Genomic DNA, 23,861 nt, shown 5'->3' on the forward strand with positions numbered 1-23,861 from the left:
GGACGGGACACGCACATGACCGACTACGGGCACGACCTGCTCTTCGGTGCCGTACTGGTGCCTGCCTCCGGGCAGCCGCACGACGCCGTGGCCTCGGCCCGGTCTGCGGAACGGGCCGGGCTGGACCTGGTGAGCGTGCCGGACCACCCCTACCGGCCGGAGTTCCTGGACGCGTGGACGGTGCTGGCGAGCATGGCCGCCGTCACCTCCCGGATCCGGGTCTTCCCCAATGTCGCCAACCTCCCCCTGCGGCCGCCCGCCGCCCTGGCCCGCGCCGCCGCGAGCCTGGACCTGCTCAGCGGCGGCCGGGTCGAACTCGGGCTGGGCGCGGGGGCGTACTGGGACGACATCGCCGCCGAGGGCGGTCCTCGGCGCACCCCGGGTGAGGCCCTGGACGCCACCCGTGAGGCGGTCAGGGTGCTGCGCGCCCTGTGGTCGGGCCGTGGGCGGGTACGCAGCGACGGAAAGCACTACGCGCTGGACGGGGCCGCCGCCGGGCCCGCGCCCGCCCATGGCATCTCCGTGTGGATCGGCGCGGTGGGCCCCCGGATGCTGCGGCTGACCGGCGAGCTGGCCGACGGCTGGCTGCCCAGCGTGCCGCACGTGCCGCCGGCCCGCCTCGCCGCGGGCCAGCGGCTCGTCGACGAGGGGGCAGCGGCGGCGGGGCGGGAGCCGTCGGCCGTACGACGGCTGTACAACCTCTCGCCCGGGGCGGAGGGCGGCTTCCCCAGGGGCGGTCCGCGCGACTGGCCCGAGCAGCTGGCCGCGCTCACCGTCGACGTGGGCACGAGCGCCTATCTGCTGCCCGCGCACCACCCGGAGCTGCTGCGGGTCTTCGGCGAGGAGGTCGCCCCGGCCACCCGCGCACTGGTCGCCGCGGCACGCGAGCGGCCCGCTGGGGAGGCCGCGAGGCTCGTCGCGCCCGGTGCCTCCGGGCCGGCCGCGGCCCCGCTCCCCCAGCAGCGTCCGGCCGCGGTGGACCGCGCGGCGGCCGGAAGCCCCCTCTTCGTCGAGCCCGCACCCGCGCCCGCCGAGTGGCTCAGCGACGAGCGGCTGTGGGAAGAGGAGCACCGGCCCACCGGACCCGCCCCGGATCCGGAGCGGCGCTACTCGCGTGCGCGGCAGGCCCCGGCCGTGAACCTGGTCGCCGCCCACGACCAGCTGCGCGCGGACCTGGCGCGGCTGCGTGAGATCGTCGACGAGGTGCTGGCGGAGACCCTGGACCCGGGTGACGCCCGGTCCGGGCTCCAGGAGCTGAGCCTGCGGCAGAACTCCTGGACGCTGGGCGCCTACTGCGCGTCGTACTGCCGGATCACGACCGTGCACCACACCCGGGAGGACCAGGATCTCTTCCCGCACCTGCGGCGGGGGGACCCACGGCTCGCGCCGGTGCTCGACCGGCTGACCGAGGAGCACCACGCCATCCACGGGGTGATCGAGCGCATCGACCGTGAGCTGGTCGCCCGGATCGAGGACGGGTCGGGTTCCACGGCCCACCCCGGGGGACTGCGCGCGGCGGTGGACCTCCTCACCGACGCGCTGCTGTCCCATCTGGCTTACGAAGAACGGGAGTTGATCGAGCCGATGGCCCGGCTCGGCACCGGCTGGTGAATCCGCCGGCAGTGTGCCCTCGTCCTTGCGCGGGGCTCCCCTGCCCCGGGCTCCCCTGCCCGGGGCTTCGCTACCCCGGCTCCTCGCCCGTCGCCACGGCGCGCGACGTGTCCGCCGACCAGGCGGACCACGAGCCGGGGTAGAGGGCCGCGGTGGGCACGCCCGCCAGTTCCAGCGCCAGCAGGTCGTGGCAGGCGGTGACACCACTGCCGCAGTACACGACGACGTCGGTGCCCGGGGTGACGCCGAGGGCCGTGTAGTGCGCGGCCAGCCGTGCGGCCGGGGCGAAACGGCCCTCGGCGGTGAGGTTGGCGGCCCAGGGGGCGCTGCGGGCCCCGGGGATGTGCCCGGAGCGCACATCGCTGGGCAGCACGGTGGCACCCGAGTACCGGTCGGGGGCGCGGGCGTCCAGGACGACGGCGGTGCCCGCGGCGAGCGACGCCTCGACCTCGTCGGCCGACCGGAGGAGCTCCTCGGGCCAGGCCACCGGGGTGCGGCTCGCCGGCAGGGGGACGACCGGCCCGGTCTCCAGGCCGCCGTCCCAGGCAGGGAGACCGCCGTCCAGCAGGGCGGCCCGGCCTCCGGTGCGGCGCAGCAGCCAGACCAACCGTGCCGCATAGGCGCCGCCGTTGTCGTCGTAGGCGACCACCGTCGTGTCGTCGCCGATGCCCAGCGCGCCCAGTGCCCGGGCGAACTCCCGCTCGTCGGGCAGCGGATGGCGTCCGCCCGACTCGCTGGGCGGGGCGGAGAGCACGGTGTCCACGTCGACCCACACGGCGCCGGGCAGATGTCCGGCGAGGTGGGCCTCGCGTCCGTCGCGGCCGTCCAGGTACCAGCGGACGTCGGCCAGGACGATCCGCCCGCGGTGCTCCCGCACCCAGTCGGCGTCGACCACGGCGGACGGCGGTGCGGGAGGCGGTGCGGGGAAAACGGTCATCCGGGGTCTTCCTCTCGGATCAGGGCGGTGGCGGAGCCGTCGCACCGCGGGGGTGTGGTGCGTGTCCGGGGCGGCCGGCGGTCATTCCTTGCGGTGGACGCGGTCGGGTTGCAGCCGGAGCAGCACCCGTTCGCCCTCGGCCTGCCGCACCCGCTCGCTGCCCGTCCACTTGCCGAAGGTGGTGTGGGCCAGTCGCAGCGCGGCCTCGCCCGGTTCGACGTCCACCACCCGGGCCCGGACCTCGATGTACCGGCGGCTGTTGTCCGAGTCGAGCAGCAGGATGTTGACGCGGGGATCGGCGATCACGTTGCGGTACTTCTGCCGCGAGGTGTTGGTGCCGACGAGTATGTGCTCCCGGTCGGCGTGCGGCCACACGAGGCTCGTCTGCGGTCCGCCGTCCGGCATCAGCGTGGTGAAGACGCCGAGGGTCCGGGCGAGGGCGAGTTCACGGACGTCGTCGTCAAGCACCGGCCGTCACCCTGTCGCCCCGGCCCAGGGCGCGCACCTGGGGCAGTACCTCGGAGGCGACCAGTTCCGTCGCCGCCTGGACGTCGGCGTACGGCAGGCCGCCGACGTCGATGGCGAGCAGGTGCAGGTCGTGACCCCACAACTCCTGCAACCGCCCGAGCCGGTCGACCACTTCGGCGGGGCTGCCGCAGATCGCGGGGCCGTCGGGGCCGATGTAGGTGTCGAAGTCCGGCGGGGCCGGGGGCCCGACGTCGCCGGGCTTCTTCACCGTCAGATAGGTCTCGATGTAGGGGGCCCAGCGAGAGCGGGCCTCCTGGGAGGTCTCGGCGACGAACACATGACTGGCGGCGCCCAGCCGGCCCGTGGGCTCCGTCCGCCGCTCCTTCCAGAGCGCGCGGTAGGAGTCGAACACCGGGACGAAGACGTCGGGCCGGCGCGCCGTCGTGCCGACCACCAGGGGCAGCCCGTGGTCGACGGCCAGCCCGACCGACTCCGAGCCCACTCCCCCGCTGATCCAGAACGGCGGACGGGGCTGCAGGGGGCGCGGCTGCACCAGCACGTTGTCCAGGTGCGGACGGAACCGCCCCTGCCAGGTCACCCGATCCTCGGTCCACAGCCGCAGCAGCAGTTCGGTGTTCTCGCGTTTGCGGGCCGCCTTGGACTCGGGTGCCTGGTCGAAGACGGCGTACGGCTCGGGGAAGAAGGAACCGCCGATGACCATCTCGAGACGCCCGTCGGACAGGAGGTCCAGCAGCGCGTAGTCCTCCGCGACGAGTACCGGGTCCCGGTTGGCGACCAGGGTGGTGCCGGTGGCCAGCCGGATGGTGGAGGTGTGTTCGGCGATCGCGGCCAGGACCAGCGCCGGGGAGGGGATGACGTCCCGCTCCCCGAAGTGGTGCTCTCCGAGGGTGTACCAGGAGAAGCCGAGCCGCTCCGCCTCGGCCGCCGCCCGGACGACGTCCCGCAGCCGTTCCCGCTGGGTGAGGGTGGTCCCGGTGACCGGGTCGGGCAGCAGGCTGCCGAAGGTGATGAGGCCTAGCTCCATGAGGTGTCCTCCGTGGGACGGTCGTGGTGGCGCGTGGTGCGGGCGGCGGCTTCCCCCGGCTCTTTCCCCAGGACATCCGGGGTGTCCGGAGCGTTCGGGGTGTGCGGGGTCTTCCGCCCGGGTACGGCGGCCAGCAGTTCGCGGGTGTAGGGGTGCCGGGGTGCGCGCAGGACCCGGTCGGTGGCGCCTTCCTCGACGACGTGTCCCGCGCGCAGGACCGCGACGCGGTCGCTGACCTGACCGACGACGGCCAGGTCGTGGGAGATGAACAGATAGGCCATCCCGTGGCGTTTCTGGAGTCCCAGCAGGAGTTCCAGGATCCGGGCCTGCACGGTCACGTCGAGCGCGGAGACCGGTTCGTCGCAGACCAGCAGTTCCGGGCCGAGGGCGAGGGCGCGGGCGATGGCCACCCGTTGGCGCTGTCCGCCGGAGAGCTCCGCGGCCCTGCGCCGCAGCACGTCAGCCGGCAGCGCGACGTCGTCCAGCAGCCGCCGTACGGTCGCGGCGCGCTGCGCGCGGTCGCCGACGCGGTGGTTGCGCAGGGGCTCGGTGAGCAGTTCCTCGACGGTGAGACGGGGGTTGAGGGAGGCGTACGGGTTCTGGTGCACGAGCTGGACCCGGCGGTGCAGACGGCGCCGGGCCGCGCCGCGTACCGCGGTGACGTCGACGCCGTCCAGCTCGACGGTGCCGGCCTCGGGCCGTTCCAGGCCGAGCACCAGGCGGGCGGTGGTGGACTTGCCGGAGCCGGACTCGCCGACCAGGCCGAGGGTGCGGCCGCGCGGGACGTCGAAGCCGATCCCGTCCACGGCGAGGTGCCGGCGCCGGGGGCCGGGGCCGCGCAACGGGAAGGAGAGGGTGAGACCGCGCACCCGCAGCAGTACGCCGGGGTCCGGTGCGTCGCCGGACGGGCCGGTCGCGGACGCCGGGCGGGATACGCGGGTCGGTGGTGTCGATCCTGGCACCGGGCCCGGTCGGGGCACGCGGCCCGGTCGGGGCACGGGTGTCGCCTCGGCCGGTGGGATCGCGGCCGGTGGCGCCGTGGGGGTGGCCGGGCGGGCGCGGGGGGCGAGGCGGGGGACGTCGGCGAGCAGCCGGCGCGTGTACGGGTGCCGTGGGTCGGTGAGCACCTCGCGCGTCGGTCCGGCCTCCACGACCCTCGCCCGGGACATCACCACGACGTGCTGGGCCCGGTCGGCCACCACACCCAGGTCGTGGGTGATCAGCAGCACGGCGGTACCGGTCTCCGCGGCGAGTGCCTCCAGGTGGTCGAGGATCTGCCGCTGCACCGTGACGTCCAGGGCGGAGGTGGGTTCGTCCGCGACGAGCAGCCGGGGCCGGGCCGCGGTCGCCATCGCGATGAGCACGCGTTGACGCATGCCCCCGGACAGTTCGTGCGGGTACTGGCGGGACCGCCGGGCGGGGTCGGGCAGCCCCGCCCCGGCGAGGAGGTCGACGGCCCGTTCCGCGGCGCCCCGCCCGGTGGCCAGGTGGTGGACGCGCAGCACCTCGGCGACCTGCCGGCCGACCGGCTTCACCGGGTCCAGCGACACGCCGGGGTCCTGGGGCACGAAGCCGATCCGCCGGCCCCGCACCTCCCGCCACGCCCGCTCGCTCAGCCCGGTCAGTTCCTCGCCCTCCAGGCGTACGGAACCGTGCTCCACCCGGCCTCCCGGAGGCAGCAGGCCGATCACGGCGTGCGCGGTGGTGCTCTTGCCGGAGCCGGACTCGCCGACGACGGCCGTGATCCGGCCCGGCGCGGCCGTCAGGTCGAGGCCGTCGACGGCGGTCCGGGCCCCGGCGGCCGTACGGTAGCCGACCCGCAGGTCCGTGATCCGCAGCACCGGGGTGTCCTGCGACGCGGCCTCGGGACGGGTCGTCCCGGCCGGTGCGGAGGTCATGGGCGTTCTCCTCGGGTCTCCAGGATCCTCGACAGCCGGTTCGCGGCGAGGACCACGACGGTCACGACCAGGCTGGGCAGGGTCGTCAGCCACCACGCCGTGGCGAGGTAGTTGCGGCCGTCGGCAACCAGGGCGCCCCACTCCGGGGCGGGCGGCGGTTCCCCGTAGCCGAGGAAGCTGAGACCGGCGACGGCCAGCACGACCAGCCCGAAATCCAGCGCGGCGAGGGCCAGTACGGGTCCTACGGCGGCGGGCAGGACGTAGCGGAACAGCACGCGCCACCAGCGGGAGCCCAGCAGGATCGTGGCCTCGACATAGCCGGCCGTGCGCACCCGCAGCACCTCGGCCCGCGTCACCCGGGCGAACGCGGCGACGCTGGTGACACCGACGGCGACGGCCACCTGGACGGTGCCGAAACCGATGGCGGCGACGATGGTCAGCGAGAGCAGGACCGGCGGCACCGAGAGCACCACCTCGACCAGCCGCATGATCACCGCGTCCGCCCACCGGCCGAAGGATCCGGCGGCCAGGCCGAGCAGGACGCCGACGACCAGGGCCACGGTGATGGCGACGACCGTCGCCCGCAGTGACAGGGACGCCCCGTGCACCACCCGGGCGTACACGTCCCGGCCGAGCTGGTCGGTGCCGAAGAGATGCGCGCCGCTCGGCGGCCGGAACCGCTCGGCCGGTGTCCCGGTCGTGGGGCTCCGGTGGGTGAACCACTCGGGCGCGACCGCCCAGCCCAGCACCAGCAGGAGCACCAGGACGGACAGGACGGCGCCGGGCGAGCGAGGCACGTGCCGGACCGTCGCGTCGCGCGCGCCACGGAGGCGGCGGCCGACCACGGCCCCGAACCCGGACGGCACCGGGGCGGCGTCATCGGCCGGCATCCCGTCGGCCACGGCGCCGGGAGCCGTACCGTGCCCGCTCATGACGTCACCAGCCGGCCGGTCACCCGGATCCGCGGGTCCAGTACCGGGTACAGCAGGTCGACGCCGAGGTTCACCACGGCGAAGACGAACGACGCCAGGACGACCACCCCCTGCACGACGGGCAGGTCCTGGTTGGCGACGGCGGCCTGGGTGATCCGGCCCATGCCGGGCCGGGAGAAGACGGTCTCCACCACGACCGCGCCGCCGATGAGGTAGCCGACCAGGAGGCCGACCACTGTCACCGCCGGGATGGCCGCGTTGCGCAGCCCGTGTCCGAGGAGCAGCCGGGCCCGGCCCGCGCCGGTGGCGCGGACCGTGTCGGCGTACGGCTCCCGCAGGACGGTGTGCAGGCTCTTGCCGAGCACCTGGGCGACCAGCGCCGCGCCCGGGACGGCCAGGGTGCAGGCGGGCAGGACGAGTCCGGCCGCCCCGGTGCCGCCCAGCGACGGGAAGAGGTGCCACCTGACCGACAGCAGCTGGATGAGCAGCAGTCCGACCGCGAACGACGGCAGCGAGACGGCGAACGCGGGGATGGAGCGCAGCAGTTGCCGCACCGCCGGGGAGACCGCGAGGTGGGCGGAGACCGCCAGCGCGGACCCGGCGATCAGCGCGAGCGCCAGGGCGGTGCCGCCCAGTGCCAGCGTGGACGGCACCGCGTCGGCGATCATGCGGGTGACGGGCTGCCCGGTCTGCAGCGACGCGCCGAGGTCACCGTGGAGGGCGTCCACGAGGGCGTGGCCGTACTGCACGGGAAGCGGCCGGTCCAGGCCGAGTTCGGCCTTGGCCCGGGCGATGTCCTCCGGGCTGAGGGTGTCGAACCCGCCGCGCCCGCTCAGCATGAGCGCGACGGGGTCGCCGGGCAGCAGCCGCAGGGCGGCGAACGCGAGGGTGAAGGCCGCCCAGACGACGAACACCGCGCGCAGCACACGTCCCGCGAGGTACCGCGCGGCAGTCATGGCGCACCGCCCGGCGTGGTGCCGGCCTTGCGTGGAGGTCGCACCGGCATCACCCGAGCCACGCGTCGTGGAAGTTCAGCCGGGTCGACGCGTCCAGTGTCAGGCCGTGCACCTTGTCGGACACACCGTGCACCAGGGAGCCCTCGTACAGCGGGACGGTGTCCGCGTGGTCGAGGATCCAGTCGGTGGCCTTGGTGACGGCCTCGCGGCGGGCCTTGTCGTCGGTCGCGGACGCCTGCTGCTCCAGGTAGGTGTCGAGCTCGCTCGCCGGCAGGTGCCAGAGGTTGGAGCCCCTGGAGTGGAAGATGTTGCGCAGCACGTCCGGGTCGGCCCGGGTCACGGCGACCGCGGTGATGTCGAACTGCCCCTTCTGCTGCTGCTCGACGTAGGCGGCGGGCTGGACGGCCTTGAGCTCGACCTCCACGCCCAGCTTGCGCAGCTGCTGCTGGACGTACTCGTCCACCGGCGGCATCGGTGCGGGGATCAGCCAGGTCAGGGTGAGCCGCTTGCCGTTCTTGGCCCGGATGCCGCCCTCGCCCTTCTTCCATCCCGCCTCGTCCAGCAACCGCGCGGCGCCGTCCGGGTCGTAGCCCAGCTTGTCGCTGTCGTCGGTGTAGTAGGGGGTGGTGGAAGCCAGGACGCTGGTGGCGGGCTTGTACGAGGGGTTGAAGACGGTGTCGACGAGCTGCTCGCGGTCGATGCCCACCAGCAGCGCCTTGCGCACCTTCTCGTCGGCGAGGGCGCCGACGTGGTTCAGGGAGAGCGGGGGCACCAGTCCGGGGGCGGGCTTGGAAAGCAGGTGGAAGCCGTCGCCCTTGAACTGCGCCTGGTCGGTGGGCTGGACGCTCTTGGCGACCTGGACCTGTCCGGAGCTGAGGGCGCTGGTACGGGCGCCCGCCTCGGAGACGAAGGTGAACTTCACCTCTTCGAGGTGGCCCGCGCCCCGGTTGTCGTCCAGCGAGGACGGCCAGGAGTAGCCCTTGCGCCGTTTGAGGACGACTTCCTGGTTGGCGGTGTAGTGGTCCAGTACGTACGGGCCGGAGCCGTGGAACTGGCCGCGGCAGCGCTGCGCGTCGGACTTCTCGAAGGTGGCCGGTGACAGGATGCCCAGACCGACGCCCGAGGTGGCCTGGAGGAACTGTGCGTTGGGCGCGTCGAACCGGACGGTGAAGGTGTGCGCGTCCTCGACGGTGGTGCCCCGGTAGCCGCGTATGTAGGCGGGTGCGCCGTTGGCGGGCTGCTTGATCAGGTTGTCGAAGGTGAGCTTCACGGCCTTGGCGTCGACGGGCTCGCCGTCGCTGAAGGTGACGCCGTCGCGCAGGACGAAGGTGAAGTCTCGGCCGTCGGGGCTCTGCTTCCAGGACTTGGCGAGCCACGGCACGATCTTGCCGGTCTCGGGGTCCTGGTCGGTGAGGGTGTCGACCATGGAGCGGGTGATGTCCACGGCGGCCAGTTGCCCGGTCTGCTGCGGGTCGAGGCAGGCGGGGTCGGCCTCCGCGCCGACCACCAGGGTGCCGCCGTCGCGCGGTGTGCCGGCCGCGCCGCCGGCCGAGGTGCCGGAGCCGTTCCCGGAACAGGCGGTGGCGGTGAGCGCCAGCGCGAGCAGCGCGAGTGCCGGGCGGAGGGGCAGCCGGTCGGAGTGGCTCGGACCGGTTCGGCTTCTGGACATCCAAGGCCCTTTCTGGGACGTACTGACGTGCGGCGCACGCCTGCGGCGCCGCCCTGGTCGAGCGGTGCCGCGGCGCGCGCGGTGCAGGGACTCGCATGTGGGGGGAGTCGCGTGGGGCTGTTGTGTGGGGCTCACGCGGGGAAGCGGAGGGGGCTCACGGGGGGCTTGTGCGGGTGGGCTCGCGCGGTGGCCTCCCGGAGGAGGGCGCGGGCCGGGGAGGCGGGTGGGGAGACGGGTGATGCGGCGGGGTGGACGCGTCCGGTACGGGGCGCGTCAGCCCAGTTCCTTGGCCACGGCTTCGCGTACGGCCGGGACGATCTCCTGCGTCCAGCGCTCCAGGCCCTTCGCGCGGGACGGATCGCCCGCCGCGAAGAACACGAAGCCGGAGGCGCCGTGCTCGAGCACCGCTTCGGTCAGTTCGTCGATCCACTGCTGGACGGAGCCGCCGGTCCACCGTCCGGTCTCGTCCCGTGGCGCGTCGACGGGCCGGTCGGTGACGCGGGCCGGCAGGTTGAAGATGGTGGCGATGTCGGCCGGGTCCCGGCCCGCGGCGACGGCGGCCTCCTCGACGATCCGCCGCGAGGCCTGGTAGCGGGGGCTCTGCCAGTCGGCCGCGTTTCCGGGTATCCAGCCGTCGGCCCGGCGGCCGGTGACGGCCAGTGACTTGGGCCCGACCGAGCCGGTCCACACCGGCGGAGCCGGCACGGGGGCCGGGTCGAGCGCCTCCACCCGGGTGAACTCGCCCTCGAAGGTGACGGGCGCACCGCCGCCGGACAGCGACCTGACCAGGCCGATGGCCTCCTCCAGGGCGCGCACGGCGGCGGCCGGCTCCAGCCGGGGCACACCGAACCTCACGATGTCGTCCCAGTAACCGCCGGCTCCGATACCGAGGACGACACGGCCCTGAGCGAGCGTGGAGAGGGTGCTGAGCGTGCGCGCCAGCAGGGGCACCGGCCGGGTCGGCAGATTGGTGACGGTGACGACACCGGTGATGGCGCGGGTGCGGCCGAGGAGCAGTCCCAGGGTGGCGTACGCTTCCAGCCGGCTGCCGTAGTAGGGGTGGTCGGAGACGGTGAAGAAGTCGAGTCCGGCGCGGTCGGCGTGCTCCACCCCGCGCGCGATCTCGTCGGCCTCGGCGAGGGTCGACCCGGGGCCGTATCCGAACCACAGTTTGCGTGCGAGCCGTTCTGGCATGGCTGGTGCGTACCTCTTTCGCTGGATGGGTCAGGACGTGTGTCCGGGAAGGGCCGGGAGCGTGCGACGGCCGTCGGTGCCGGTGTTCTACGCCGGTACGGCCTCCACCACGCTGCAGTGGCCGCCGGGGACGATCCGCGTCAGCCGCAGGCCCGACTTCTCCAGCAGGACCTCGAACTCGCCCGCGGTGCGCTGTTTCCCGCCGGCCACGAGGAGCATGTCGAGGTCCATCAGGGAGACCGTGGGGGTCGGACGGGGCCGTTCCGGCAGGACGGCCTCGACGAGCAGCACCCGGCCGTCGTCGCCCAGCGCGGTACGGCAGTTGCGCAGGATGCGCCGGGAGAGTTCGTCGTCCCAGTCGTGGATGACGTTGGACAGGACATAGGCGTCGGCGCCGCCGGGCACCGTGTCGAAGAAGTCGCCGCCGACCAGCCGTACCCGGTCGCGCACTCCGGCGGCCCGCAGGGTGTCCTCGGCCTGGGGCACCACCTCGGGACGGTCGTAGAGGATGCCGCTCACCCCCGGGTTGGCGTCGAGCACGGCGGCCAGCAGCGCGCCCCGGCCGCCGCCGACGTCGACCACGGTCCGGAAGGCGCCGAAGTCGTAGGCCGCCACGACGGGGGCGATGATCCCCCGGGACGCCTCGGTCATGGCCTTGTCGAACACGGTGAGGACGTCGGGGTACTCGCCGAGGTACTCCCAGACCGACGCGCCGTGCACGTCGGGGAAGGCGGTGCGGCCGGTGCGCACGGCGTCGGCCAGCCCGGTCCAGGCGTGGCGTTCGGCGGGCAGCCCGGTCCAGATGGCGAAGTTGCGCAGGGAGCCGGGGCTGTCCTCGCGCAGTGCCTGCCCCAGCTCGGTCAGGGCGAAGGCCTGGTCGTCGAGCTCTTCGAGGAGACCGGCGTCGGCGGCGGTCCGCAGCAGCCGGTGGAGGCTGGGGGCGTGCGTGCCGGTGGCGGCGGCCAGGTCGTGGACGGAGCGCGGGCCGTCGGCCAGCGCGTCGGCGACGCCCAGCTCGGCGACGGCGCTCACGGCCTGGGCGAGCCATCCGCCGGCGAGCAGGTTCAGGATGCGGGCGGGTGCGGGGAGCCGGGAGGTCTCTGACGGCATGACGAACTTCCTTCTGAAGTACCGGATGAGCGGACCGGGACGCACCCGACGGGGCCCACCTGAAGCCTCTTCGCTGCGGGTGGCCCGTTCAAGGCGGTCCTGTGTCAGGTCTTGGTGAACTCGCGTCAGGTTTTCGCAGAGCGGCCGGGCACGGTTGCGGTGGCGGCCGGCCGGGGTGGGGCGGCCGGTGGGGTCCCGGACGTGGGGCCGCCCGCCGTGCCCCGGGGCAGTCGGGTGGAGCGGTCAGTGGCCGTCCCCGGTCAGTGGCCCGCTGCCCGCGTGCCAGACGAGGTCGAAGACGAAGCGGCACAGCCGCCAGCCGTCCGGGGTACGCACGGCCTCGGCCTCGTAGTGGCCGCCGATGTCGAAGTGCGCACCGGGTTCCGCGGCCCGTTCGACGTGGACGGCCGTGAGGTGGGCCCGGATGTGGGCGCGGTCACCGTCGATGTCGACGGCGTAGTTGGTTCCCTGGTGGTGGGTCCGCTCGAAGGTGGTGCGGGCCATCTGCTGGAACTGGGCGAGTCCGGCGGTCCCCCGGTACTCGCCCATCGGGAAGACCAGGTGGGCGTCCTCGGTGAACACGGAGCCGAACCAGTCGTCGCGGTCCCGGTCGCGGTCGAGGTGGGCGAGGTAGCGGTCGGCCAGGGCGGTCAGTTCGGCGCGGTCGACGAGCAGCCGCACCTGGCCGCGCAGCGTCTCCAGTTCCTCGGACAGGGAGGTGGAGGCGGGCACGGAGGTGGTGGACATGGCGTTCCCTTCCAAAGCGGCGGGGTCGGGTGTCTGCGGGCGGTACGACGGTGTGCGGTACGGGAGCCGGCGCGGTGCGGAACGGGTCACGCAGTCCTCCAGGAAGGCCAGGGCGCGCAGGTGGTACGAGCGGGCCGCCCAGCCCAGGCTGACGTCGTGGCCCGCGGCCGGCTGCCGCTCCACCAGGACGCGTGGGAACCCGGTGAACCGGGCCGCCAGGTCGGCCAGGTCCTCCGCACCGTGCCGCCACCAGCGCTCGTGCTCGGCGAAGGTCAGCCGCACCGGGACCCTGACCAACGGCGCGGTCCGGGCGAAGTACCGTGGCCAGTGCACGGGTTCGGCCGCCTCCTGGGAGGGCACCGGCACCGTCAGGGCCTCGCACTCCCGGAACGTACCCGGTGGGTAGAGGCCGAGCGGCCCCCAGTACCGGGTCCATGCCGAGGCCCCGTGGTGCGCCCGCGGAACGGTGAGCGGTACGGCGGGGCGGTGACGGCACCCGGAGATGTCCAGGCCGGGCACCGGAAGTCCGGCGGCGGCCCGCAGGGCGGGTTTTCCGCCGAAGGAGTGGCCGAGCAGGAACAGCCCCGCGCCGGCCGGGTGACGGGCCGTGAAGTCGTCGAGGGCCGCCCGCAGCAGTACGGACTGCGCGGCCGGCGGCAGCCCGGCGGGCTGCCGCCGGCCCGCCGTGACCGGAGCGGTCGACGGCGAGCACGGAGCAGCCGAGCCGGGTGCCGAGGGTCAGCGGGGACACGTCCGGACGGGCCTGCCCGTCGAAGTAGCCCGCACGCAGACCGCCACCGTGGACCGCGACGACGGTCGCCCGCGGCGCACCGCGCGCGGGTTCGCTCAGCAGGGCGGACAGGACGGTGCCGACCGTGTCCAGTTCGATGCGGCGCACGTCCTGGGACACGGGTGGCGGTGCCGTCCCCGCCGTCCGTCCGGCGGCCACGGTCGCCCGGCTCACGCCGCTCCCCCGGCGGCGGCCGCCCCGGGGAACGGTACGCCGCCCGCCGGCCTCCCGGAGCGCGGCCGGGCGGATCCGCCGGCCGGGCGGGGGCCCGGCGTGCCGGTCCGGTCGCCCCCGGCGGGGAGCCGTCCGGCGTCTTCGCCGCCGCCCGCTCCGGCCGCACCGATGTTCCCGGCCCAGGGCACCAGCCGACCGGGCAGGGCCGGAAGCACGGGACCGCGGCCGGACCCGCCGGCCGACGCCGTGCGCCCCACGTCGACCGGCCGCTCCCGTCCGGTGGCCCCGCCCGGAACGGGGCGTGTGCCACCGCCGGCGAGCCGGTCGTCCCTCCGGACGGAACGCGTGCCCTCACCCGCGCGCCGAGCGGAACGCGTGCCCTCGCTCGCATGCCGAACGGCACGCGAGCCCTCATCGACACGCCGGCCGGAGCCGGTGCCCGCGCCGGCACGCCGCTCCCCGCTCCCAGCGAGACGCCCGCCCTCGTCGGCGCGCCGGTCGAGAAACGTGCCCTCGTCGGCGCGCCGGCCGGAGTCCGTGTCCCCGCCGGCACGCCGCTCATCGTCCCGGCTGGAACGCGTACTCGCATCGACCCGCCGCAGGAGCGCGGCCAGGACGGTGTCGCTGATCTGGTCGGCGATCTTGTCGGGATGCCCCTCGGTCACGGACTCCGAGGTGAACAGGCGTGAGGCCATCATGCCTCCTTGGTCGGGGAGGCCGGGGAGGTCGGGGAGTTGTCGGCGGGGGCACGAGGCGGGCCGAACCACGCCCGCAGCGCGTCTTCGAGGCCGGCCGACGGGTCGCCGGTGCCGGGCGCCGCCCAGGCGACGTGGCCGTCGGGCCGGACGAGCAGCGCGGCGGTACCCGTGAGGGGGTCGGTGCCGTCCACGGGTTCGGGTACGGCGGTGGCTACCGTGACCCGGTCGGAGAAGCCTGTGGCGGCGGTCCGGACCGCCGGTTCGTCGGCCAGGTCGAGCAGGACGCCGCGCGCCGGGTGGAGCAGTTCGGTGGTGCTGGTGCCGCCCGTCCCTCCGGCGAGTTCGCGGTGTCCGACGCGGCGCCCGAGCAGCGGGTGGTGGCCGGGTCCGGCCGGGTAGCGGACGTCGAGTCCGCTGACGACACCCGCCAGATGGCGTTTGACGTCGTCGTGCTCCAGCAGTTCGGTGAACAGGTCGCGCAGCGGGTCCGCCTCGGCGCCGCCGAGGAAGATCAGGCCCTGGGCGCGGGTGTTCATCAGCAGCCGGGCGCCGACCGGGCGCCGTTCGTCGTCGTAGGTGTCGAGCAGGGACTCCGGTGCGGTGCCTCGCGCCACGGCGGCCAGCTTCCAACCCAGGTTGACGGCGTCCTGCACCCCGGTGCTCAGGCCCTGGCCGCCGGCGGGCAGGTGGATGTGGGCGGCGTCCCCGGCGAGCAGGACGCGGCCGCGCCGGTAGCGGTCGGCCTGCCGGGTGGCGTCGGTGAAGGAGCTGACCCAGGGGGCGTGGCCGTCGCTGATGTCCTCACCGGTGATGTGCCGCCAAGCGGCGGCGACCTCCGGGAAGCCGACCGGTCCGGTGCGGGCGTCCGGCGGGGAGCCGTGCGGGCAGACGATGATCCGGTCCACGCCGTCCCCCAGGGGTGCGGCCATCACCATGCCGTTCGGCAGCCGTTCGCCGAGCGGCCGGGGGCGTACGGCGCGGCCTGCGACGTCGGCGAGGTACATCACGCGGGTGGCGGGGGTGCCCGGGAAGCCGAAGCCGGCCAGGTCCCGGACCGTGCTGTGGCCGCCGTCGCAGCCCACCAGGTAGGCGCCGCGCAGCCGTTCGGTGCCGGCCGGGGTGCGCAGGACGGCCTCGACGCCGGTGTCGTCCGCGGTCAGACCGGTCAGTTCCCGGCCCCGCCGGACGCGCGCCCCCCGTTCCGTGGCCCACTCCTCCAGCACCGCCTCCGTCTCGGACTGCGGGATGTCGCGGGCCCCGAAGTGGGCGCCCTCCAGGACCGTGTAGTCGAACCGGACGCCGCCGAAGTGGCCCACCGGGCTGATCGGCGGAACCGGGCCGCGGCCGAAGCGGGGCAGCAATCCCCGCTGGTCGAAGACCTCCATGGCGCGGGCGGTGAAACCGAGGCCGCGGGACTGCCCGGCCGGTGCGGCGAGCCGTTCGACGACGGTCACCCGGGCGCCGCCCAGGCGCAGTTCGCCGGCGAGCATCAGACCGGTCGGCCCGGCGCCGACGACGATGACGTCCGTGTCGTGGGCGTAGTCGGTGCCGTGGGTCCCCTCAGCGCCGTGAGTGGCGTGGACGCCCTGAGCGCCATCCGTGCCTTCCGTGTCGTCCGTGTCCATGGCCGCCTCCTCCCTCAGCCCGTCGCGGAACGCGAGTGGGTGACCCGGTAGGTGTTGGCCTGGCGCCCGGTGACCAGCTCCCGGGCGCGGACGCGTCCGGCGCGGACGTCCGCCGGGCGCTGCTCCTCGGGGAGGTGGTGGAAGGCGTCGTACAGCTCCTTGCTGTCCCACTGCGCGTAGTTGACGACGAAGGTGCCGTCCAGGCCGCGGAAGTAGGTGTGGGAGCGGTAGCCGGGCACGGTGGTGATCCACTCGTCGGGCTTCGCGAGGGTGTGGAGGAGTTCCTTCTGCCGGTCGGGGGTGGTGTCGAGGACGATCAGGACGGTGTAGTCGTCCCGGTCGGGCGAGATCTCAATGCCGTCGCCCAGCCCCGGGTGATGCTGGGTGAACTCCAGCTCGGTCTTCAACAGGCGAACGGTCCGCGCCAGTTCGTGGAACTGCGGCACGGTCTTCTGCTGGAACCTCTGGCCCTGGTAGCGGGCTTCGAGGTCGGCGAGGCTGCGCCACTGGATGTAGTTGGCGGTGCCGGGGCTGTCGATGCCGGCGTGCAGGGTGGAGGAGATCCAGCCCGGGTAGTCCGCGTGGTCGATGATGTCGCGCATCGCGTCGAGGACGTCGTCCTGGAGGGCGCGGGTGTCGGTCTCGAACAGGTTGAAGACGGTGAGGTGGCCGTCGTCGGGCGAGATCAGGGGCATGGTGTTCCTTCCGTGGTGGGGAGGGTGACGCCGGCCGGGAACCAGCGGGCGCGTGCCGTCGTCTCGTCGTCGGCCCGCTCCGGTCCTGCCCGTACGACGTGACCGTCGGGGCGTACCAGCACGGGGCCGTCGGCGCCGGGACCCGGGCCGCCGTGCGGCCCGCCGAGCCGCAGTCCGCGGCCGGCCCGGAGCAGTTCGGTGGTGCTGATGCGCCCGCCGGGGGTGTCGAGGACCAGGTGCGGCAGGCGTGTTCCCAGCAGGGGGTGGGCGGGGCCGCCGACGTCGTACCGGACGTCGAGGCCGCTGATGAGTCCGGCGAGGTGGGCGCGCACCGGTTCCAGGGCGATCAGTTCGGTCATCAGCTCACGCAACGGCCGCACCTCGGGGCCGCCGAGCAGCAGCAGCGCCTGGGCGCGGATGCCGGCCAGGACGCGCCGGCCCACCGGGTGCCGTTCGCGGTGGTAGGTGTCGAGCAGGTCCGGGTGGGCGCGGCCGGTGACGTGCGCGGCCAGTTTCCAGCCGAGGTTGAAGGCGTCCGCCAGGCCGAGGTTGAGCGCCTGGCCGCCGATGGGCATCTGACGGTGGGCGGCGTCCCCGGCGAACAGGACGCGGCCGTGCCGGTAGGCGTCGAGCTGACGGTTGGTGTCGTCGAAGGCGTTCACCCACAGCGGGGTGCCGCCGCCGATGTCCTCGCCGGTCACCCGCTTCCACACCTCGGCGATCTCCGCGAACTCCGGTGGGCCGGTGCGCGGTCGGGGCGGGACGCCGAACTCGTGCGCCATGACGCGGGTCACCCCGTCCGTCCGGCGGGCCGCCACCGCGAAGCCGTCGGGCAGCCGCTCGAAACGCCGATCCGGCACGTCGACACCGGCGACGTCCGCGCGGACCAGCTCCCGCCGGGCGTCGTGCCCGGGGAAGGAGGCGTGCAGCAGCCGGCGTACGGTGCTGTCCTCGCCGTCGCACGCGACGAGGTACGGGCTCCGCACCCGCAGGGCGCCGCCCGGGCCCTCGGCCGCCGTCTCCACGCAGGGGGCGGCATCCGCGGTGACGGCGTGCACGTCGTGGCCGCGCCGGACGTCGGCGCCGAGGGCGCGCGCCCACTGCTCCAGCAGCCGTTCGGTGTCGTACTGCGGGACCTTCCACTGCCCGGCGTACGGGCCGGGCAGGGTGAGGTCCAGGGGGATCCCGGCGTAGTGTCCCCGGGTCTGCCGCGGCGGGTCGCCGAGGGCCGGGAGCAGACCGCGGCTGTCGAGGATCTCCATGGTGCGGGCGTGCAGCGTGGACGCGCGCGACTCGGTGGTGGGTTCCGGCCGGCGTTCCAGTACGACGACCTCGGCGCCGCCGAGCCGTAGTTCACCGGCGAGCAGCAGGCCCACGGGTCCCGCGCCCACCACCACGACCTGGGTGTCCAGCCGGGCCTCGGTCACGGTCAGGCCTTCCCTTCGGCGTACGCGCGGGCGTGGCCGAGGGTGGCGAGGCTGTTGGCGCTGAGCGCGCCGCGGACGTAGGCGCGGGCGTCCTCGACGGTGGCGTCCGGGCCGAGCACAGCCAGGTTGTCCGGGTTCAGGGTCACGGTGTGCTGGGAGGAGGCGACCGTGCCCTCCGGGGACTCCTCGAAGGTCCACAGCCCGGTGTGCAGGGTCAGCAGGGCCGGAAGGGTGACCTGTTTGTAGGCGATGCGGTGGTGCGGGAAGGTCACCCGGTACGACTTGGTGGTGTGCGTGGAGCCGTCCTTGGCCCGCGTGTCCATCTCCAGGGTCTGCAGCCCGGGGGTGTCCTCGGTCAGGCGGGCGGAGGCGACGTGCGGCAGCCGCTCGGGCCACAGCCCCGCGTCGTTGACGAAGTCGTACGCGTCCTTGGCGGCGCCGGCGACGGTCACGCTGTCGGTGAAGGAGAAGGTCAGTTCCTCGTGGTGGTGGGCGCGTTCGAGGCTGTCCTTGAGCGCGGCCAGTTCGGTGCGGCTGTTGTGGTCCACGGCGCGGTCGATCCAGGCGAGGGAGTCGGGGTCGTCGTCGACGGCGCGGTAGTCGTGCAGCAGTCGTACCCGGGCGGTGCCGTCCGAGACGGGCTGGATGATCCAGGTGCCGCCCATCGCGGCCACCGGCGGTGCGGTGATCTCCTGGCGGAAGGTGATGCGCAGCGCGTCCGCGTCGAGCGTGCGGCGGGACGTCCAGCTCTTCGCCCCGTCTCCCGCGGTCGCCCAGACGCGGATGCGTTCCTCGGTCCCGCCGCGCTCCACCTGGTCGACGTGGAGGGTGGGCGGGAAGATACGGGGCCACTGGGCGACGTCGGCCAGCAGCCGGTAGACGGCGGGCGCGGGCGCGCCGACGGTGATCTCGTGCTCGACCTCGCGGGTCGTCATGGCGGTGTCTCCTCGGCGGATGCGGCGGGTGCGGGGGTGCGGTGCGGGGGCCCGGCGTGTGGCGGGTTCGGCGGTGTCCCGGGGTCCGGTCAGAAGTTGCCGAGTCCGCCACAGACGTTGAGCGCCTGCGCGGTGATGGAGGCGGCACTGTCGGAGACCAGATAGCCCACCAGCCCGGCGACCTCCTCGGGGGTGGAGTAGCGGCCGAGCGGGATCTTCGCCCGGAACTTCTCGAGGATCCGCTCCTCGGTCGTGTCGTAGGCGGCGGCGTACCCCTGGCGCACCCGCTGGGCCATCGGCGTCTCGACATAGCCGGGGCACACCGCGTTCACGGTGATGCCGGTGGGCGCGAGTTCGTTGCCCAGTGCCTTGGTGAAGCCGACCACGCCGTGCTTGGAGGCGGAGTAGGGGGCGCCCAGGACCACGCCCTGCTTCCCGGCGGTGGAGGCGATGTTGATGATCCGGCCCCGGGACTTGTGCCGCAGGCCGCCGGCGTTGAGCACCTCCCTGGTCACCCGGAAGACACTGGTGAGGTTGGTCTCCAGGACGTCCTCCCACAGTGCGTCCTCGATGTCGGCGGTGACGCCGCCGCCGGACCGGCCCGCGTTGTTGACGAGGACGTCGATGCTGCCGAAGCGGTCCACGGCGGCTCGGACCAGGTGCTCCACGGCGGCCCGGTCCCGGACGTCGCAGGCGGTGCCGTCCACCTCCAGTCCCCCGGCGGTCAGTTCCTTCACGATCGCGGAGACCCGGTCGGCGTCGCGGGCCGCGAGGAACACGCGGTGTCCGCCGGCGGCCAGCAGCCGGACCACGGCCAGCCCGATGCCGCTGGTACCGCCGGTCACGAGCGCGACCGGCGCGGTCGGTTCGGGTGTCCGGGAATCCGCGGTCGTCTCGGTCGTCATGGTGATCCCCTTTCAGGCGGCCCGGGCGGCCGACAGCCGCTCGTTGACGAGGTCGACCAGGGTCCGGGGGGTGGGGGCTTCGGAGAGCACGTCGTCGTCGAGCGAGACGCCGTACTCCCGCTCGATCCAGCCGACCGTCTCCAGCAGGGCCAGGGACTCGTAGCCCAGGGCCGTGAAGTCGGTGTCGAGGATGTCGCCGTCCAGGTCGACGGTCTCGTCGGCGCCGGCGGCTTCCAGCAGGATGCGCCGCAGCGCCTCGGGGGTGAAAACGTCGGTGGCCACCAAAGGTCCTTTCGTCGGATGGGAAGCGGGGCTTGGATGGGAAGCGGAACTCTCGGTGAGGAGCGGGAAGGGGACGGTGGACCGGTGCGGTCACCGTGCGGCGCGGCGGACCACCAGGGATGAGTTGAAGCCGCCGTGGCCGCGGGCCAGCACCAGGGCGGTGCGCACGGGCAGGGTGCGCGGCCGGTCCAGGACGAGGTCGAGGTCGTACTCCGGCGCCGGATCGCTGTGCACGGTGGGCGGCACGACTCCGTCCCGGATGGCGAGCAGGGCGGCGGCCACGTCGAGCGGGGCCCCGCCGGAGTACAGGCGTCCGGTCATGGTCTTCGGAGCGGTCACGGGGACGCCCCGGGGGCCGAAGACGGCGGTGAGGGCCTCCGCCTCCGCCCGGTCGAGGCCGGGGTCGCCGGCCGCGTCGGCGAAGACGACGTCCACGTCGGCGGCGTCCGTCCCCGCGTCGGCGAGGGCGATCTCGACGGCCTTGCGCAGTCCGGGCGGACGCCCCGAGCCCGGTTTCGGATCGAGGGTGGCGCCGTACCCGGCGATCTCGCCGTACACGTGCGCAGCCCGGGCGCGGGCCGCCTCCGCCTCCTCCAGGACGAGGAGGGCACCGCCCTCGCCGGGTACGTGCCCGCGCGCCGCCCGGTCGAAGGGCAGGTAGGCCCGGTCGGGGTCCTCGCCGGTGCTCAGTCTGCCGCCCGCCAGCTGGGCGACCCAGCCCCAGGGGCACAGGGAGGCGTCCACCGCGCCGGAGACGACCAGCCGGGTGCCCCGGCGGATCTGCCGGCGGGCCTGTGCGAGGGCGTCGATGCCTCCGGCCTGGTCGCCGACGACCACGCCGCTGGGCCCCTTCATGTTGTTGCGGATGGAGATCTGGCCGCTGTTGACGGCGTAGAACCAGGCGAAGGACTGGTACGCGGACACGTACTGGCTGCCCTGGCTCCACAGTTTGCGCAGTTCGTTCTGGCCGAACTCGAAGCCTCCGGAGGCGCTCGCCGTGACCACGCCCATGTCGAACTCGGGCAGCTCGCCGGGGCGCACGCCCGCGTCGGCGAGGGCCCAGTCGGCGGCGGCCAGGGCGATCCGGGTCATCCGGTCGGTCTGCGGGATCAGCCGGCTCGGCAGATGGTCCTCGGCCACGAACCCGTTGATCTCACCGGCCAGCCGGGCCGGGTAACGGCCGGGGTCGAAGCGGGTGATCCGGCCGATGCCGCTGCGGCCGGCCAGGGTCGCCGCCCAGTACGCGGGCGTGCCCAGCCCGTTGGGCGAGGCGACGCCCAGCCCCGTGACCACCGCGGTGCCGGTCATATCCGCCTCCGTCCCGGCTCGGCGAGCACCATCGCGCTCTGGAAGCCGCCGAATCCGCTGCCCACCGTGAGCACCACGTCGGTCAGCTGGTCCCGGGCGTACAGGGGGACGTAGTCGAGGTCGCACTCCGGGTCGGGGGTGTGCAGGTTGGCGGTGGGCGGCACGACGTCGTACTCCATGGCCAGGACCGAGGCGGCGATCTCCAGGGAACCGATCGCGCCCAGCGAGTGCCCGATCATGGACTTGATGGAGCTGACCGGGGCCCGGCCTGCGTGGTCGCCGAGGCTGCGCTTGAAGGCGGCCGTCTCGTGCCGGTCGTTCTGCCGGGTGCCCGAACCGTGGGCGTTGACGTAGTCGATGTCGTCCGGGTTGAGCCGGGCCTCGTCCAGGGCGACGCGGATCGCCTCCGCCATCTCGGCACCGTCGGGGCGCAGGCCCGTCATGTGGTAGGCGTTGCTGCGGGTCGCGTAGCCGGCGATCTCCGCGTAGATGTGGGCGCCACGGCGGCGCGCGCTCTCCAGCTCCTCCAGGACGAAGACGGCGGCGCCCTCCCCCAGCACGAACCCGTTGCGGGTCTTGTCGAAGGGGCGCGAGGCGGTGGCCGGATCGTCGCAACGGGGGGTGGTGGCCTTGATGGCGTCGAAGCAGGCCATGGTGATCGGGGAGATCGGCGCGTCCGACGACCCCGCCACCATCACGTCCGCCGAGCCCTCCCGGATCAGTTCGGCGGCGTGGCCCACGGAGTCGATGCCGGAGGTGCATCCGGTCGACACCACGGTGCCCGGCCCCTCCGCCCCGACGGCCCAGGCGACCTCCGCGGCGAACGAACTGGGGACGAAGTGGTCGTACAGGTGGTGCACGGCGTAGGTGTGGTCGACCAGGTCGAGCCGGCCTCCGTCGCTCACGACCCGGTACTCCGCGTCGAGTCCGGTCGTCGCGCCGACGGCGCTGCCGATCGTGACACCGACCCGGTGGGGGTCCAGCGCCGTCAGGTCGATCCCGCTGTCGTCGACCGCGCCGCGTGCCGCGACCACGGCGAACTGGGCGGCCCGGTCCATGCGCCGGACCTCCTGGGGGGTGAGTCCGTGGGCGTAGGGGTCGAAGTCGATCTCGGCCGCCACCCGGGAGCGGAACGGCGTGGGGTCGAAGAAGGTGATGCCCCGGGTCGCGGTCCGGCCCTCGCTGAGCAGGTTCCAGAAGTCCTTGGTGCCGATCCCGCCGGGCGCGAGGACCTCCACGCCCGTGACGACCACGCGGCGCGCCGTCATGCGGAAGCCTCCCAGGAGTAGAAGCGGGAGGCCATGGCGTCGGCCGGGGAGCGCCAGGTGGCGGGGTCGTAGGCCTCGACGAAGGGTTTCAGGTCGTTGCTGATGCCGATGAACCTCGGGTCGTTGCGGGCCTGTTCGATCCGCTCTCCTCCGTCGGCGGTGTCGAAGTCCTGGAGGTGGAAGTACAGTCCCCGGTACGAGAAGAGCTGACGGCGCCGGGTTCCCATCCGGTGCGGCATCTCGGTCGTGTCGAACGCGGTGAACAGCTGCGCCACCTCGGTACTGGCCTCGGGCGACATACGGGCGACGATCAGGGTGCTGTGCATACGTGCTACTCCTTCGGTGAGGGCGTGCCGACGGCAGGCGTACAGGGGCCGACCGTGCGAGGACCGGTCCGGCATCAAGGGGGCCGACGGGAGGGAAGTGGCGTCCCGATTCCCAGCCTCAAGCCTCATCGGCCGCCAACAGCCGATCAAGGCGAGCCTGTTCAGGACTGCGTCATCTTGTACACGGGCTGCACAGGAACCGGCGGCAAGGACAGGGAAACGTCAGACGAGCGTCGTGCGCGTGTCGGTTCGGCCGACCGCGGCGGGAGATGACGGTGCCGTGACGTCCGTACGGCCGAGAGCGGCTGTGGCCGGCGGCATCCGTGCCCGACCACGAAGTGACGCCGTGCCCGCTCGGCCGCCCCGGCCGGCGTCTCGAACCGCCGCTCGCCTCCGCCGACGGCCGGGCGGGATCGGCGGGGGCGTCGTCGGCACTGCGGACACCGAGCGGTTCGCGCTCGGCTTCCGCGACCGGTGGATGCCACCGGTCGCCGACCTTCACTTCCGTGCTGCCGACGAGGGCGTGCTCCGGCCCGGCGAGCGGGGAACCGCGGCAGGTGCGCGGCGTCGGAAGGTGCCCGGGCCGGAGCCCGAAGTGAGGACGAGGTACTCGATCCCGGCCCCGTCCCGCGGAGCACCCAGCCTGAAGCCACCCGCCTCGACCGGGTCCGGCCCGTGCGCGCCGCCACCGCCGCGACACCGGGAGCGGGGCGGAAGCCGGGAAGTGAACGGTTCCAGCTCGGTCGGCCGGAGTCCCGTGCGGTGGACGACGGCCACGCCGGGGCGCCTCCCGACGAGGTGGGTGGACTCAGACGCGTATCCGCCCGTGTCGAGCAACCCGCGCCCGCCCCTTCCGGACCG

General features: G+C 74.1%; 21 protein-coding genes. 1 reads left to right on the forward strand and 20 read right to left on the reverse strand.

The window, feature by feature from the left end:
- Positions 1-15 precede the first annotated feature (15 nt).
- Positions 16-1,611: an LLM class flavin-dependent oxidoreductase gene (locus tag ACF061_RS16135; RefSeq protein ID WP_392267491.1), complete on the forward strand. Its 1,596-nt coding sequence runs from the start codon at positions 16-18 to the stop codon at positions 1,609-1,611.
- A 70-nt stretch (positions 1,612-1,681) separates the two neighbouring features.
- Here the strand turns inward: ACF061_RS16135 and ACF061_RS16140 are convergent, their stop codons facing one another.
- The 20 genes from ACF061_RS16140 to ACF061_RS16235 form a co-directional block, all read right to left on the reverse strand.
- Positions 1,682-2,548: a sulfurtransferase gene (locus tag ACF061_RS16140; protein WP_392267492.1), complete on the reverse strand. Its 867-nt coding sequence runs from the start codon at positions 2,546-2,548 to the stop codon at positions 1,682-1,684.
- An 81-nt stretch (positions 2,549-2,629) separates the two neighbouring features.
- Positions 2,630-3,016 (reverse strand): TIGR03618 family F420-dependent PPOX class oxidoreductase, encoded by a 387-nt coding sequence (locus ACF061_RS16145; RefSeq protein WP_392267493.1) that lies wholly within the window; start codon positions 3,014-3,016, stop codon positions 2,630-2,632.
- A complete protein-coding gene (locus tag ACF061_RS16150) occupies positions 3,009-4,061 on the reverse strand; it encodes an LLM class flavin-dependent oxidoreductase (protein ID WP_392267494.1) in 1,053 nt (350 codons plus the stop codon). The genes ACF061_RS16145 and ACF061_RS16150 overlap by 8 nt, the downstream gene beginning before the upstream one ends.
- On the reverse strand, positions 4,052-5,959 hold the full coding sequence (locus tag ACF061_RS16155; RefSeq protein ID WP_392267495.1) for a dipeptide ABC transporter ATP-binding protein: 1,908 nt from the start codon (positions 5,957-5,959) through the stop codon (positions 4,052-4,054). Before ACF061_RS16155 ends, ACF061_RS16150 begins: the two co-directional genes overlap by 10 nt.
- A complete protein-coding gene (locus tag ACF061_RS16160; protein ID WP_392267496.1) occupies positions 5,956-6,891 on the reverse strand; it encodes an ABC transporter permease in 936 nt (311 codons plus the stop codon). The genes ACF061_RS16155 and ACF061_RS16160 overlap by 4 nt, the downstream gene beginning before the upstream one ends.
- Complete coding sequence (locus tag ACF061_RS16165) at positions 6,888-7,847, reverse strand: ABC transporter permease (RefSeq protein WP_392267497.1); 960 nt, start codon at positions 7,845-7,847, stop codon at positions 6,888-6,890. The genes ACF061_RS16160 and ACF061_RS16165 overlap by 4 nt, the downstream gene beginning before the upstream one ends.
- Before the next feature lie 49 nt (positions 7,848-7,896).
- Complete coding sequence (locus ACF061_RS16170) at positions 7,897-9,516, reverse strand: ABC transporter substrate-binding protein (protein ID WP_392267498.1); 1,620 nt, start codon at positions 9,514-9,516, stop codon at positions 7,897-7,899.
- Positions 9,517-9,789: 273 nt separating this feature from the next.
- Positions 9,790-10,710 carry an LLM class flavin-dependent oxidoreductase gene (locus ACF061_RS16175; protein WP_392267499.1) on the reverse strand — a complete coding sequence of 307 codons (921 nt, stop codon included), beginning with the start codon at positions 10,708-10,710 and terminating at the stop codon, positions 9,790-9,792.
- Positions 10,711-10,797: 87 nt separating this feature from the next.
- Positions 10,798-11,820, reverse strand: coding sequence for a methyltransferase (locus ACF061_RS16180; protein WP_392267500.1), 1,023 nt, complete (start codon positions 11,818-11,820; stop codon positions 10,798-10,800).
- 243 nt (positions 11,821-12,063) lie between these two features.
- Complete coding sequence (locus ACF061_RS16185) at positions 12,064-12,900, reverse strand: nuclear transport factor 2 family protein (protein ID WP_392267501.1); 837 nt, start codon at positions 12,898-12,900, stop codon at positions 12,064-12,066.
- Between the two features lie 627 nt (positions 12,901-13,527).
- Positions 13,528-14,229, reverse strand: a complete 702-nt coding sequence (locus ACF061_RS16190; RefSeq protein ID WP_392267502.1) for an S-adenosylmethionine synthetase N-terminal domain-containing protein — start codon at positions 14,227-14,229, stop codon at positions 13,528-13,530.
- On the reverse strand, positions 14,226-15,854 hold the full coding sequence (locus tag ACF061_RS16195) for an FAD-dependent monooxygenase (RefSeq protein ID WP_392267503.1): 1,629 nt from the start codon (positions 15,852-15,854) through the stop codon (positions 14,226-14,228). Before ACF061_RS16195 ends, ACF061_RS16190 begins: the two co-directional genes overlap by 4 nt.
- Positions 15,855-15,868: 14 nt before the next feature.
- A complete protein-coding gene (locus ACF061_RS16200; protein WP_392267504.1) occupies positions 15,869-16,549 on the reverse strand; it encodes an antibiotic biosynthesis monooxygenase family protein in 681 nt (226 codons plus the stop codon).
- Positions 16,540-17,976, reverse strand: coding sequence for an FAD-dependent monooxygenase (locus ACF061_RS16205; protein ID WP_392267505.1), 1,437 nt, complete (start codon positions 17,974-17,976; stop codon positions 16,540-16,542). Before ACF061_RS16205 ends, ACF061_RS16200 begins: the two co-directional genes overlap by 10 nt.
- Positions 17,977-17,978: 2 nt before the next feature.
- Positions 17,979-18,911, reverse strand: a complete 933-nt coding sequence (locus ACF061_RS16210; RefSeq protein WP_392267506.1) for an aromatase/cyclase — start codon at positions 18,909-18,911, stop codon at positions 17,979-17,981.
- A gap of 89 nt (positions 18,912-19,000) precedes the next feature.
- On the reverse strand, positions 19,001-19,816 hold the full coding sequence (gene fabG / locus ACF061_RS16215; RefSeq protein ID WP_392267507.1) for a 3-oxoacyl-ACP reductase FabG: 816 nt from the start codon (positions 19,814-19,816) through the stop codon (positions 19,001-19,003).
- Positions 19,817-19,828: 12 nt separating this feature from the next.
- Entirely contained in the window at positions 19,829-20,098 is a 270-nt protein-coding gene (locus tag ACF061_RS16220; RefSeq protein ID WP_392267508.1) for an acyl carrier protein, read from the reverse strand.
- A 90-nt stretch (positions 20,099-20,188) separates the two neighbouring features.
- Positions 20,189-21,406: a ketosynthase chain-length factor gene (locus ACF061_RS16225; RefSeq protein WP_392267509.1), complete on the reverse strand. Its 1,218-nt coding sequence runs from the start codon at positions 21,404-21,406 to the stop codon at positions 20,189-20,191.
- Positions 21,403-22,674 carry a beta-ketoacyl-[acyl-carrier-protein] synthase family protein gene (locus ACF061_RS16230; RefSeq protein WP_392267510.1) on the reverse strand — a complete coding sequence of 424 codons (1,272 nt, stop codon included), beginning with the start codon at positions 22,672-22,674 and terminating at the stop codon, positions 21,403-21,405. The genes ACF061_RS16225 and ACF061_RS16230 overlap by 4 nt, the downstream gene beginning before the upstream one ends.
- A complete protein-coding gene (locus ACF061_RS16235) occupies positions 22,671-23,000 on the reverse strand; it encodes a TcmI family type II polyketide cyclase (protein ID WP_392267511.1) in 330 nt (109 codons plus the stop codon). Before ACF061_RS16235 ends, ACF061_RS16230 begins: the two co-directional genes overlap by 4 nt.
- Positions 23,001-23,861: the final 861 nt, after the last annotated feature.

Origin of the sequence: Streptomyces sp. NPDC015220, from assembly GCF_043079345.1 — a bacterium.
In the GTDB taxonomy this organism is placed as follows: Bacteria; Actinomycetota; Actinomycetes; order Streptomycetales; family Streptomycetaceae; genus Streptomyces.